Raw genomic sequence first — 11,781 nt, 5'->3', positions numbered from 1 at the left:
GCTTCGTCGACGTCGCGCGAGCGGCTCGACGAAGAACGTCAAGCAAGCCTCCGTTGCAGAGTTTTGCGCGAGATCGTCAGTCCGAGATCGTCAGTCCATTGCCGGCAGGTGCGCCAGGCGCGCCCTGCCTGGTCAGCCCTTCGACTTCGGCTTCAGGCTGCTCTCGGCTTGCTTGACCGAGGAACCGAACGGGGAGGCGGCCTTGGCCACCACCTTGTCTTTCTTGGGCTTGCGCGTTTCGCGATTGCTGCGCTGCTGACCCTTGGCCATCCGTCTGCTCCTTCGTACGTGCTGGGTGGGTGCGGTGTCAGACGGCCGGGCTGTCGGGGACAGCCGGGGCGTCCGCCACTTCGAGGTTGTCTTCCGTGGTGACCCGCTCATAGGTCTCCTCCTCGCTGCGGATGCGATATTGCGGCGAGCCATCCTTGACCGGCAATCTGCTCTTGATCTGAAACAGCTCGGCGGTCTGCTGGGCGAGCCCGCTGCGGCTCTTCATGCGCACGGTCTGGCCGATGGCGAAGAGGTGCGAGGGCGTATCGGTGCGCGGACGCGCATTCTGCTGGAAGCGGATCATGCTGCGTTCTCCTGGTCGCGCCTCAGCGCTGTTTCGAGTTCGAGGTAGTCGATGGCGACAAGCTGGCTGGTGGCCGGGTTCTTCACCGCCCTTGCCGGCAAATGGATGAAGGTGGCGACGCGACGCCAGGCAAGCCGCGACATGCCCTCGATCAGCTCTTCGTCGTGATCGATGTCATAGTCGCCGGCCGGCAGTTGCCCTTCCAGCCCGCTAAGCACGAAGGGTGCCGCGAAATGGGCGATGGAACGGGTGGTGCGATCCGGCATTGGCTTGGCTCTGGTTCGTCGATGCTTTCCGGCATCAACCGGGAACTCAACCATCGGCGATTGGAATGAGTTTGGCGGGTCGAGTATCTCCGACGCCGCTATATGCCAAGCTTGACCCAAAAAACGATCTCAGATCAATAATCCGAAATTGTTGGTTATTCAAGCTGATTTCCGCCGCGGCTCGACCGGTATAAAAAATTTCTCGTATAAACCCCTAATAAATCTGCTATTGTGGAACAATATCAGCCAATTTCTTATTTTGAGAGCATCGGAATAATTATTCCGGTGCCCCTAAGATTATTTTTTACGAAAGGCAAAAATATATGAGATTCATGAAAACGCCGGATCGTCCGACCGCAACAATCGAGCCAATCGTCCTCTTCCCCAAGGCAATATCAGTGCGCCTGACGATAAGAAGCGACGAAGCGGCACGGCGCAAGATTGCCGACACCGACGGCACGCTACGGCGGGAGCGCCGGCTCGCCGAGAGCCACCGGCTGATTTGAACGCTACATTTTCCTGGAATTCCTCTAGAGTTTCGAAGAGGTCCGCGCCCTTGGCGAGCCCACTCTTCCCTTGAACCTGCAGCGCCGATGGCCTAGATCGCGGCAAGCGGACAAAACACGGCAGGTTTCCCATCAACAGAGATCAGAGAAGAGCGGCGGGTGCTGGAGCTGGCGGACAGGCGCCGCTGGGCCTCGACCAATATGTGCAGCAGGCGCTGCAGCTGCATCAGGCCGGGCGCCGGCAGGAGGCCGAGACGCTGTACCGGCAGGTGCTGGCGCGCAAGGCCAATCACCCGGCAGCGGCGCATTTCCTGGGCCTGTTGCTGCACCAGACCGGGCGCAGCCCCGAAGGGCTGGAGCTGATCGAGCAGTCTGTGCGTCTGCAGCCGAAGAATCCCGATTTCCTCAACAATCTCGGCACGGTGATGCGCGATCTCGGCCGCGTTGCCGCGTCCGCCGATTTCTTCCGCGGCGCGGTCGATCTCAAGCCCGACCAGCTCGCGGCACGCGACAATCTGGGTTCGGCGTTGAAACAGCTCGGCCAGTTCGAGGCTGCGGAGGACATCTATCGCGGCACAATCGGGCGCAATCCCTTCCATGTCCGCGCCCGCATCGGGCTTGCCGAAACGTTGCAGGAAGCCGGTCGTCTGGATGAGGCGCTGGCGACCTTTCGCGAGGCGCTGACGATCCGGCCCAAGGATGCCGACCTGTTGCATGGGCTCGGCGTCGGGCTGATGGAAAAAGGCAAGCTCGATGAAGCGGCAGACCTGTTTCGGCAGGCGTTGGCGATCACGCCAGGCATGGCAAAGGCCTGGCTGATGCTGACGCAGGTCAAGCGCCAGAAGGAGCGCGACGCCGAACTCGCCGGCATGGAGGCCCAGCATGCCAAGGCGCCGGCCGACAGCCTGGCACGCATGCAGCTGTCCTTCGGTCTCGGCAAGGCCAATGACGATTTGAAGGACTATAACAGGGCCTTCGACTATTTCGCTGAAGGCAATGCGATCCGCCGCAAGGGCATCGATTATGATCCGGTCAGGACGCGGGCCGAATTCGAGGCGATGAAGACGGTGTTCAACGCCGGCTTTTTCGAAAAGCACAAGCCAAGTGCAATCTCCGACGACACGCCGATTTTCGTCGTCGGCATGCCGCGCTCCGGCACCACGCTGGTCGAACAGATCATCGCCAGCCATCCACAAGTCTATGGCGCGGGCGAGCTCAGCATGTTGAAAACCGCGGTCGGCAAGCAATTTCCGCTGACTATGCCGGGAGGTTTCCCCTGGGGACTGGTCGATGTATCCGACGCGGAGTTTGCGGAGGCGGGCCAAGCCTATCTCGACATGCTGCATGAGCGCTATCCCAACTTCAGGCATGTCACCGACAAGATGCCCGGCAACTTCCTGCTCATCGGCTTCATCCATATGATGCTGCCGAAAGCCAAGATCATCCATTGCGCGCGCGATGCGGCGGCGACCTGCCTTTCGATCTACAAGGTGCATTTCCGCGGCGACAACCACCGCTACGGCTATGATCTGGGCGAGCTCGCCGATTTCCACAACATCTACACCGACATCATGGCGCATTGGCACGATGTTCTGCCGGGCGTCGTCCATGACGTGCGTTACGAGGATTTCGTGGCCGACCAGGAGGGACAGACGCGGGCGCTGATCGGGCATCTCGGCCTGTCCTGGGACGACAAGGCGCTGTCGTTCCACGAGACCGACCGCCCGGTGCGCACGGCCTCGGCCGCGCAGGTGCGCCAGCCGATGTATCAGGGCTCGGTCGATCTCTGGAAGCGCTATGGCGACAGGTTGAAGCCGCTGCTGGACAAGCTGGACTGAGCAGCGGCTAAAGCTCGATGAAGGGCTGGAAGCCGCCGAAGATCATGCGCTTCATATCGAAGGGCATGGGCCCCAAATCGGGTGTCAAACGGGGATCGGCCATCACCTTGGCCATTACCGCGTCGCGGCTTTGCCTGGACGAATAGACGGCCCAAGCAAAGACGACGATCTCGTCGTCTTTTGCCTGAACGGCACGCGGAAACGAGGTCAACTCACCATAGGGCACGTCGTCGGCGATACATTCGACATAGGCGAGCGCTCCGTGTTCCTTCCATATCGGGCCTGCGAGGTTGGCCAGCTTCTTGTAGTCATCGATATTTGCCTTCGGCACGGCGAGCACGAAACCATCGACATAGGACATCAGGTTCTCCTTGGAGTATCTCACAAAGCTCCTTACCGGCGTCAGCCGGTGAGGAGCTTTGTCAGCAGTGGTCAGTCTTTCTTCGCCGGCGCGTTCATCGCCCATTCGACCCCGAAGGGATCGCGCATGTTGCCCCACTGGTCGCCCCAGAACATCAGCTGCAGCGGCACTGCGACTTCGCAGCCGGCATCGACCGCGCGCTTCCACCAGTCATCGATCTCGTCGGCGCCGAGATGGAGCTGCATGGTATAGCCCTGCGGCTTGACGGCAGGCATGCCGTTTTCGGGGTAGAAATCGGAAATCATCAGCGTCGAGCCGTTGATGTGGAGATGGATGTGCATGGTGCGGCCCTGGTCATCGGGCGGATAGAAGAACACCTGCTCGGCGCCGAAGGCCTTCTTGTAGAACTCGGCGGCCTTGAAGGCGCCGTCCAGTTGCAGATAGGGGGTCAATCCACCGAGAACTTTCGCGGCCGGCTGAATGGGGGTCTGGTCGGTCATGTCTTGTTCCTCTTTGGGTTTGGTCTGGGCATTTGGTTTGGCCTTGCGAACCCTAGGACGAACGAGCCGGCCGCGATCCTACATGTCTGATGCGATTTTCTGGCGAAACGAACTTGCGTCGGCGGCGCCCAATCAGAGCGCAATGCTCGCTGTCAGCAGGCTAGAAAGGGGACTGCTCCTTTACCCCGCTGAGACGACAATGATCCTCTATTACCAGACCCATTCGCCCTTTGCGCGCAAAGCGCTCGTCTTCGCCCATGAGGTCGGGCTTGCCGACCGGCTCGAGGTCATTCATCACGAGACCAGCCCGACCTTGCGCAATGCCAGTGTCTACGCCGAAAACCCGCTCGGCAAGGTGCCGGTGCTGCTGCGGCCGGATGCGCCGCCGCTCTTCGATTCCGATGTCATCTGCGCCTATCTCGATACGCTGCATGACGGCCGCAAATTGCTGCCGCAGGACGGCGAAGCGCGCTGGCAGGCGTTGCGGTTGCAGGCGGTCGCCCAAGGCCTGGCGCAGACGGGCATAGGCCTGCGCTGGGAGACGGAAAGGCGGCCCGAACAGTTGCGCTATGCAGCGCTTGCCGAAGGCTACCGGGAAAAAATCGAGGCCAGCTATGACTGGATCGAAAGCGCGCTGGACGACGAGACACCGCTCCATGTCGGCCATATAGCGCTTGCCACCACGCTGTCCTGGATGGCGTTCCGCCAGCTGCCGTCCTTTCGCGCGCGGGCGCGGCTGACGCGCTGGTTCGAGGCGTTCGAAAAGCGTCGATCGATGCAGGCGACGCCGCTGTCGGGCGATACGCATGACTGAGCAACGGTCGCCCCGCGGCGGCCTGCATCGATCTTTCCCGACCGCATGGTCAGGGCGCCCTGCAGATCCGCGGGCCGTTTTGCGCGTCGATGAGGATTTCCGGCCAGCCGATATCCTTGCGCAGTTCGATCGGCAGGGCCAGAAGCTCGCGCTCGCTGCGATAGCGGGCGCGGTTCTGTGCGTAACGGGCGGCGACGCGGCCTATGGATGACAGGATGGACATGATGCGTTCTCCTCAGATGAAGCCGGCATCATCGTGTCGGCATCCCAAGGACGCAGCAGGTTCAGGCGATCCGACAGAGCGCTGAAAATATTCTGGGAGATGTGAAACCATGGGCCGCAACACAGTGCGGCCCATGGTGGTAGTTCCTCAGCCCGCCGTTTCAGCCACTGAGCGGAAGAAATCCTCGGGGTCTTCGACTTCGGTCAGCTTCCGCTTGTCGATCAGCCAGAAGCGGTTGCCGATGGCGCGGATGAAGGAACGGTCGTGCGAGGCGAGCACACAGCTCGCCTGGTGCTTGAGCAGTTCCTCCTCCAGCGCTTCCTGGCCGTCGATGTCGAGATGGTTGGTCGGCTCGTCGAGCAGGTAGAAGTTGGGGTTGGCGAGTCTCAGCGCCAGCATCATCAGCCGCGCCTTCTGGCCGCCGGACAGCACGCCGATCTTCTTCTCCTGCATCTCAATGACAACGCCGGCGCCGGCAAGCAGCGAACGGGCGCGCTGCTCGCCGACATCGTAGCGGCGCGAGACCATGGCCAGCGGCGTGTCGTCGCCACTGATGCCGGCCAGCGCCTGGTCGCTGTAACCGAGCGCCGTCGACGGCGTCACTTTGACGTTCGGCACCGTGTCAGGCTCGGAGATGGCATTGCGGATCAGGTTGACGAAACGCGACTTGCCGACGCCGTTGCGGCCGAGCAGCACGATGCGATCGCCCTGGCAGATGTGGCGCTTGCCGGTCTTGAACAGCAGCATGCCGTCCGGCGTTTCCACCGTGGCGTCGTCCAGCGTAATCAGCACCTTGGCATGGGTGCCGCGGTTGGCCAGCCGGATCGCGCCGGCTGATTTCTCGCGATGCGCCGATACCGCGGCGTCTTCCAGCTTCTCCGCCCGTTCCCTGAGTTGCTTGGTCTTCACCGTCAAAAGGTCGCTGCCGGAATTGATGCCGATGTTGTTGAGCTTGGCGGCCTGCTTGCGCAGTTGCTGCGCCACCTTCATGTCGCGCTCGAACCGGCGCGCCGTCGAAGCGTCCAGGTCGTCGAGCGCTTGCCTCGCCCTAGAATAGGGCAGTGCAAACACCGGCGAGTCCTCCGGGCGCAAGAACAGCGTGCGGTTGGTGACGGCGTCGAGAAAGGCGCGGTCGTGACTGGCGATGACCACCGGCACCTCGCGAGGCAGGGCGTTCAGCCAGCTTTCCAGCTGGCTGATCTTGGCGAGGTCGAGATGGTTGGTGGGCTCGTCGAGCAAAAGCACATCGGGGTCGGTGACCCAGACGCGGGCAATCAGCGCCAGCCGCTGCCATCCGCCGCTCAGCGCCTGCATCGGCCGTTCGCGCATCGGTTCGGGCACGTCGAGCGAATCCAGCGCCACGTCGACCCGCCACATCTCGCTGTCGGCCTGCCCCGCCGGCAAGGCGTCGGCCACCACCTGGTGGAAGCTGCGGCCGAGAAGGGCAGGAGGAACGGATTGTTCGACATGGCCGACGCGCAGGCCGCGCGTGCGGGAAATGTCGCCGGAGGTCGGCTCCATTGCGCCGGTCAGGCACTTCAGCAAGGTCGACTTGCCACGGCCATTGGCGGCAACGATGCCGAGCCGGTCGCCGGTGCCGATGGTGAGGTCGAGGTTGGAAAACAGCGGCGCACTCATGGTGACGCCGAGGGATTTGAGGCTGATCAGGGCCATTGTGATTTCTCTGGTCTTGCCGGAGACAACTCCGGATGCACTTTGACGGTGTGCTTGCCGGCCGTCAGGCTCAGCTTTGCGCACCACGAAGGGCAGACCAAAAAAATCGAAGCGGGAAAAAACCCGTGATGTCCCTGGTCAGCCCTGCAAGCGAACTCGCAGGGCAGAAATCGGGCCACGCTGACGATGGTGATCGATAGACACGCAGCCCTCCTTTCAAGACAAAACTTTGAGTGTGTGGAGCGATTACACCAAAGGCGGGGGTGGAGGCAAGTGGGCGACGGATGCGGCGGTGGTGGAGCGCTCTTCCCTTCTCCCACAAGGGGAGAAGGGAAGAGGTGCTATTTCCCCGGCCGTCCCGTCTTGCCCGGCCGGCGCTTTTCGCGGCGGGCGTCGCCTGGGTCTTCGTAGGAGCCGATGCCGGCGCGCTGGCGAATCATTGGCTTGGCGTCGCGATCCTTCGCGCCTGTCCCGCCGGACATCTCCCCCAGCTGGGGGGAGATTGGCTGGGGCTTGGCCGGCATTTTTCCTTCGACCGGCTTTTCGGTCCGCCGAACCGTCATCTCGTCCAGTGAGTTCTTCTTGAACAGGGGCCTAGTCGCGTCGCCCGGAATGCCGAAGTCGGAGCCGTGCGCTTCCTGCGCCGACTGTTTCTTGAACAACGAGCGCGACACCGCGCCTGACGGTGTCGGCATGTCGGTACCAGGCCCCATATCGTCGATCGACGGCTTGGCAAACAGCGGTTTCTTCACCGGCACGGCGCCGTCGGCACCCATTTCGTCGAGCGCCGGCTTGCGGAAGAGGTTGGACCGGGCAGCCCTGGCCGCCTCTTCAGCCGCGCGTGCGTCGTCGAACTTGCGAAAACGCTCCTGTTCCTCAGCCGTACGGTGCTTGGCCACGCCCTTGTTGTGCTTGCCCTTCTCGCGGCCGGAGACCGGGCTTTCCATGTCGGCGTATTTGGCCAGAGGGTCTTCCGAGATGGACAGTTCCATCTCGCGCAGCCGCTTGATCTCGTCGCGGATGCGGGCGGCCTTTTCGAAGTCGAGATTGGCGGCGGCGTCGCGCATCTGCTTTTCCATGGCGTCGAGATGAGCCTTGAGATTGTTGCCCATCATCGCACCGGCGCCGTCGGTGAACTGCGAGATATCGGCGCGGACATGGTCCTTCTCGTAGACCGAATCCAGAATGTCGGAGATGCGCGACTTCACCGATTCCGGGGTGATGCCGTTGGCCGCGTTCCATTCCATCTGCTTTTCGCGGCGGCGGTTGGTCTCGGCCATCGCCCGCTCCATCGAGCCGGTGACCTGGTCGGCATAGAGGATGACCTTGCCGTCGACGTTGCGGGCGGCGCGACCGATGGTCTGGATCAGCGACGTCTCGGAGCGCAGGAAACCCTCCTTGTCGGCGTCGAGGATGGCGACGAAACCGCATTCAGGAATGTCGAGGCCTTCGCGCAGCAGGTTGATGCCGACCAGCACGTCGAAAGCGCCGAGGCGGAGATCGCGCAGAATCTCGATGCGCTCCAGCGTGTCGATGTCGGAGTGCATGTAGCGAACGCGCACGCCTTGCTCATGCAAATATTCGGTCAGGTCTTCGGCCATGCGCTTGGTCAAAACGGTGACCAGCGTGCGGTAGCCGGCGGCCGTGGTGTCGCGGATTTCGCCGACGACATCGTCGACCTGGCTTTTCGCCGGGCGGACTTCGACCGGCGGATCGATCAGGCCGGTCGGGCGGATGACCTGCTCGGCGAACACGCCGCCGGCCTGTTCCATCTCCCAGGCGCCGGGTGTCGCAGAAACCGCGACGGAGAGCGGACGCATGGCGTCCCATTCCTCGAAGCGCAACGGGCGATTATCCATGCAGGAGGGCAGGCGAAAACCATACTCCGCCAGTGTCGCCTTGCGCCGAAAGTCGCCACGATACATGCCGCCGATCTGCGGCACGGTGACGTGGCTTTCGTCGATGAAGACCAGCGCATTGTCGGGGATATATTCGAACAAAGTCGGCGGCGGATCGCCCGGCTGGCGTCCCGTGAGATAGCGCGAATAGTTCTCGATGCCGGCGCAGGAGCCGGTGGCTTCCAGCATCTCAAGATCGAAGCGGCAGCGCTGTTCGAGCCGCTGTGCCTCCAGCAGGCGGCCGGCGCGCTCGAGCTCGACCAGCCGGTGCTTGAGCTCCTCCTTGATCGACTTGATCGCCTGGTTGAGCGTTGGACGCGGCGTCACATAGTGCGAGTTGGCGTAGATCTTGACGCTCTTCAGCTCGCCGGTCTTCTGGCCTGTGAGCGGATCGAATTCGGTGATCGCCTCGATCTCGTCGCCGAACATCGAGATGCGCCAGGCGCGGTCTTCAAGGTGAGCCGGGAAGATTTCGATCGTGTCGCCGCGCACGCGGAACGAGCCGCGCACGAAATTGATGTCCTGGCGCTTGTACTGCTGGGCGACGAGATCCGCGAGCAGAGCCCGCTGGTCGAGCCGGTCGCCGATCTGCATCTGGAAGGTCATCGCCGTGTAGGTCTCGACCGAGCCGATACCGTAAATGCAGGACACCGAGGCGACGATGATGACGTCGTCGCGCTCGAGCAGCGAACGCGTGGCCGAATGGCGCATCCGGTCGATCTGCTCGTTGATCGAGGATTCCTTCTCGATGAAGGTGTCGGTGCGCGGAACGTAGGCTTCCGGCTGGTAGTAGTCGTAGTAGGAGACGAAATACTCGACCGCATTGTCGGGGAAGAATTTCTTGAACTCGGAATAGAGCTGCGCGGCCAGCGTTTTGTTGGGCGCCAGGATCAAAGCAGGGCGCTGCGTCTGCTCGATCACCTTGGCCATGGTGAAGGTTTTGCCGGAGCCGGTGACGCCGAGCAGCACCTGAGTGCGATCATTGTTGTCGACGCCCTCGACAAGATCCTTGATGGCGGTCGGCTGGTCGCCGGCCGGCTCGAAATCCGACACCATCTTAATGGCGATGCCGCCTTCGGATTTTTCCGGGCGGGCAGGGCGGTGCGGCGTCCACAGCACGCCGTCCTTGTGCAGCGGGTTGCCGGATTCGATCAGCGCCGACAGCGCCGCGACCGTCGCGGTGACGCTGCCCGAGGCCATCGTCTCGGCGTCTTCCAGCGAGATGTCGAGACCGGCGACCGGGTTGAGGCCGGCGGCGGTGCGCTCGCGGGCCGTGGCCGCGCCGCCCATCGAGGTGCCGCGCGAACTGCGGCCGGGGGAGGTTGAGCGTTCCGGAATCTTCTTCGCCACCTTCGGCGGCTTGGCGCCGCCGGAACTACGCCCTTCCTTCTCGGCCTCCTGCTCTATCTGCTCTGCCCAGTCGGCAATCGAGCCGCTCAGCGGCGTGCCGGTGAAGTCGGCCTGCGGCGCCTCGGCGAAGCCACCCTTGTGCAAGGGCTCCGAAGCATCGAGGAAATCGGTCAACGGGCTGCGCCGCTTGGGCGGCGAAGCGCTGTTGTCACCCGCCGGAGACGGTGTCTTTTTCTCGGGAAGTTTGGCCATGCCCCAAATATGGGCAGAGTCCGCCAAAATGGAAAGAGTGCAGTGGCAACGGACGCTAAGCGGGTCGAAGCTCCTGACACAAGGGTGTCAGGAGCTGTGTCACGCAAAGCCGGGCCACCTGCTCAATTGAACCACAGCGCGAAGGTCAAAAACCCACCGCCACCGAACTGACGCTGGATCTGGTCGAACTCGCCGCTGGTCACGATCTCACCGCTCTCGAGGTAGGGCGCGATGGCCGGGCCGGTAATCGACAGCACCAGGTCGAAAGGCTTCGGTTCTTCGAAGAAACGCTTCATGTTGATGCCTTGGCCGGTGCTGGCCGTGATGCGGAAATGCGGCAGCAGCTTGCGGCCTTCCAAAAGGTCTTCGGCCATGGTCAGAGTGGCGAGCCAGGCCTCGACCTGCTCCTCGCCGACCTCGAGTCCCGTGAGCGGGTTCTCGCCCTTCTGCTGCGGTCCCGGCAGCCATTCGCGGTCATTGTCGGTCTCGGCGCGGATCGCCTTCCAGTCCTGGCGCGACAGCCGGATCATTTCGAGCAGATGGCGGCGCGCCGCTTGGCGTCGCTCGGGCTCGACCACCGGCCAGTTGACGAGGTGAACCATGGAGATGAAATCCGCGATGCGCCATTCCGATGAGAAGATGCTGCTCCCCATGTCCCCGGCGGGAGGCACCAGAACGTCCTGCAGCGGCAGTTTGGCGCGCGGGAACAGCATGTGGAACGAGCCGTCGAACATGGTCCTGAAATCATGCGCCAGCCAGAAATCGGCCTGCGCCATCAGGAATTCGGCATAGCCCTGCAGCCAGAAACCGTCGGCCCGGTCGAAGCGGAATGTGAGCGAGGGAGCGGCGCCGTCCGACGAGATACCGCCGCGCGACAGCGAGGCCATGATCGCGGCCATGCTTTCATCCGGCGCGATGGCACCGTCTTCGTTGAGATCGATGCCGGCATGGGTGAGGTCGACGACCATGCCGATATCGGCATCGGCGGGTACCGAGCCCAGAGTGGCCGCGGATGTCTCCAGCCGGTCGCGGAAGGCGACCAGAATGGCGCGGAACTGCTCATAGGTCAGCGGTTCGGGATTGGGATTGTCCGGAATCGGCAGCCGCATCAGCGGCAGCATGAAGGATTGCGGGCTTTCGAACCCGTGGCGGTGCAGACCGCCGGCGAGGATTTCCAGCGCGGTGAAGAATTCGCCGGCGCTGGCGGCATAGGCTGACGCCGGATCGCCTTTCGCTGCAGACTCAAGCGTTGTGAGCGCACGGTTGCGCTCAGCCACCGTTTTGGCCTCGAACAGCGCGGTCGCTGCTTCGGGCGCGGCGGCGCGGGCCGAAGATAAAGGCAGCAACAGGAGGAAGGCGGACGCCAGCAGGCCTGCAAAACGTGTCATCTCATTCCTCCACTATGCCATTGCGCAGACATTACACGCATTTGGCGCCGTGTCTGCCGGCGGCAGTGTTTCAAGGACTGACGGTCGACACTCCCCGGGCAGACCGTCTACACAAGCTAACCGATTGGGCAAACGAT

12 protein-coding genes are annotated in these 11,781 nt (G+C 62.8%); 3 read left to right on the top strand and 9 right to left on the bottom strand.

Going from position 1 to position 11,781, the window contains the following annotated elements:
• Positions 1–132 precede the first annotated feature (132 nt).
• The 3 genes from NKI05_RS00955 to NKI05_RS00945 are packed head-to-tail and all read right to left on the bottom strand — an operon-like array spanning position 133 to position 840.
• Positions 133–270: a hypothetical protein gene (locus tag NKI05_RS00955; RefSeq protein ID WP_023683725.1), complete on the bottom strand. Its 138-nt coding sequence runs from the start codon at positions 268–270 to the stop codon at positions 133–135.
• A gap of 37 nt (positions 271–307) precedes the next feature.
• Positions 308–574, bottom strand: a complete 267-nt coding sequence (locus NKI05_RS00950; RefSeq protein WP_023814998.1) for a hypothetical protein — start codon at positions 572–574, stop codon at positions 308–310.
• Complete coding sequence (locus NKI05_RS00945) at positions 571–840, bottom strand: hypothetical protein (RefSeq protein ID WP_023701590.1); 270 nt, start codon at positions 838–840, stop codon at positions 571–573. Before NKI05_RS00945 ends, NKI05_RS00950 begins: the two co-directional genes overlap by 4 nt.
• Positions 841–1,163: 323 nt before the next feature.
• Here NKI05_RS00945 and NKI05_RS00940 point away from each other — a divergent pair, with 323 nt between their 5' ends.
• The gene (locus NKI05_RS00940; RefSeq protein ID WP_023728228.1) at positions 1,164–1,346 is read left to right on the top strand and encodes a hypothetical protein; all 183 of its coding nucleotides are present in this window, start codon (positions 1,164–1,166) and stop codon (positions 1,344–1,346) included.
• 203 nt (positions 1,347–1,549) lie between these two features.
• The gene (locus tag NKI05_RS00935; RefSeq protein WP_023724948.1) at positions 1,550–3,184 is read left to right on the top strand and encodes a tetratricopeptide repeat-containing sulfotransferase family protein; all 1,635 of its coding nucleotides are present in this window, start codon (positions 1,550–1,552) and stop codon (positions 3,182–3,184) included.
• A gap of 7 nt (positions 3,185–3,191) precedes the next feature.
• Here the strand turns inward: NKI05_RS00935 and NKI05_RS00930 are convergent, their stop codons facing one another.
• Together NKI05_RS00930 and NKI05_RS00925 are read right to left on the bottom strand one after the other, a co-directional pair.
• Positions 3,192–3,545 carry a DUF1428 domain-containing protein gene (locus NKI05_RS00930; RefSeq protein WP_023683729.1) on the bottom strand — a complete coding sequence of 118 codons (354 nt, stop codon included), beginning with the start codon at positions 3,543–3,545 and terminating at the stop codon, positions 3,192–3,194.
• 71 nt (positions 3,546–3,616) lie between these two features.
• Positions 3,617–4,045, bottom strand: coding sequence for a VOC family protein (locus NKI05_RS00925; protein WP_023724947.1), 429 nt, complete (start codon positions 4,043–4,045; stop codon positions 3,617–3,619).
• Between the two features lie 199 nt (positions 4,046–4,244).
• Between NKI05_RS00925 and NKI05_RS00920 the strand changes: the two genes are divergently transcribed.
• Positions 4,245–4,859, top strand: a complete 615-nt coding sequence (locus NKI05_RS00920; RefSeq protein ID WP_023672010.1) for a glutathione S-transferase family protein — start codon at positions 4,245–4,247, stop codon at positions 4,857–4,859.
• Between the two features lie 49 nt (positions 4,860–4,908).
• Here NKI05_RS00920 and NKI05_RS00915 read toward each other — a convergent pair whose 3' ends face one another.
• The 4 genes from NKI05_RS00915 to NKI05_RS00900 all read right to left on the bottom strand — a co-directional run bounded on the left by NKI05_RS00915 (position 4,909) and on the right by NKI05_RS00900 (position 11,644).
• Positions 4,909–5,082 (bottom strand): hypothetical protein, encoded by a 174-nt coding sequence (locus NKI05_RS00915; RefSeq protein WP_023672009.1) that lies wholly within the window; start codon positions 5,080–5,082, stop codon positions 4,909–4,911.
• Between the two features lie 147 nt (positions 5,083–5,229).
• Positions 5,230–6,756, bottom strand: a complete 1,527-nt coding sequence (locus tag NKI05_RS00910) for an ABC-F family ATP-binding cassette domain-containing protein (protein ID WP_023672008.1) — start codon at positions 6,754–6,756, stop codon at positions 5,230–5,232.
• Between the two features lie 341 nt (positions 6,757–7,097).
• The gene (uvrB, locus tag NKI05_RS00905) at positions 7,098–10,256 is read right to left on the bottom strand and encodes an excinuclease ABC subunit UvrB (protein ID WP_023814999.1); all 3,159 of its coding nucleotides are present in this window, start codon (positions 10,254–10,256) and stop codon (positions 7,098–7,100) included.
• A 122-nt stretch (positions 10,257–10,378) separates the two neighbouring features.
• Positions 10,379–11,644, bottom strand: a complete 1,266-nt coding sequence (locus tag NKI05_RS00900) for a hypothetical protein (protein ID WP_352792142.1) — start codon at positions 11,642–11,644, stop codon at positions 10,379–10,381.
• Positions 11,645–11,781 lie beyond the last annotated feature (137 nt).

The organism is Mesorhizobium sp. M0771 (genome assembly GCF_040320155.1).
In the GTDB taxonomy this organism is placed as follows: Bacteria; Pseudomonadota; Alphaproteobacteria; order Rhizobiales; family Rhizobiaceae; genus Mesorhizobium.
Note: the sequence above shows the minus strand (reverse complement) of the source record. Positions and strands in the feature narration are given on the sequence as shown.

What these genes read in the sequence shown, in the direction of transcription:
- NKI05_RS00955 (WP_023683725.1), bottom strand. Translation starts at nt 270, where the DNA reads ATGGCCAAGGGTCAGCAGCGCAGCAATCGCGAAACGCGCAAGCCCAAG.
- NKI05_RS00950 (WP_023814998.1), bottom strand. Translation starts at nt 574, where the DNA reads ATGATCCGCTTCCAGCAGAATGCGCGTCCGCGCACCGATACGCCCTCG.
- NKI05_RS00945 (WP_023701590.1), bottom strand. Translation starts at nt 840, where the DNA reads ATGCCGGATCGCACCACCCGTTCCATCGCCCATTTCGCGGCACCCTTC.
- NKI05_RS00940 (WP_023728228.1), top strand. Translation starts at nt 1,164, where the DNA reads ATGAGATTCATGAAAACGCCGGATCGTCCGACCGCAACAATCGAGCCA.
- NKI05_RS00930 (WP_023683729.1), bottom strand. Translation starts at nt 3,545, where the DNA reads ATGTCCTATGTCGATGGTTTCGTGCTCGCCGTGCCGAAGGCAAATATC.
- NKI05_RS00925 (WP_023724947.1), bottom strand. Translation starts at nt 4,045, where the DNA reads ATGACCGACCAGACCCCCATTCAGCCGGCCGCGAAAGTTCTCGGTGGA.
- NKI05_RS00920 (WP_023672010.1), top strand. Translation starts at nt 4,245, where the DNA reads ATGATCCTCTATTACCAGACCCATTCGCCCTTTGCGCGCAAAGCGCTC.
- NKI05_RS00915 (WP_023672009.1), bottom strand. Translation starts at nt 5,082, where the DNA reads ATGTCCATCCTGTCATCCATAGGCCGCGTCGCCGCCCGTTACGCACAG.
- NKI05_RS00910 (WP_023672008.1), bottom strand. Translation starts at nt 6,756, where the DNA reads ATGGCCCTGATCAGCCTCAAATCCCTCGGCGTCACCATGAGTGCGCCG.
- uvrB (WP_023814999.1), bottom strand. Translation starts at nt 10,256, where the DNA reads ATGGCCAAACTTCCCGAGAAAAAGACACCGTCTCCGGCGGGTGACAAC.
- NKI05_RS00900 (WP_352792142.1), bottom strand. Translation starts at nt 11,644, where the DNA reads ATGACACGTTTTGCAGGCCTGCTGGCGTCCGCCTTCCTCCTGTTGCTG.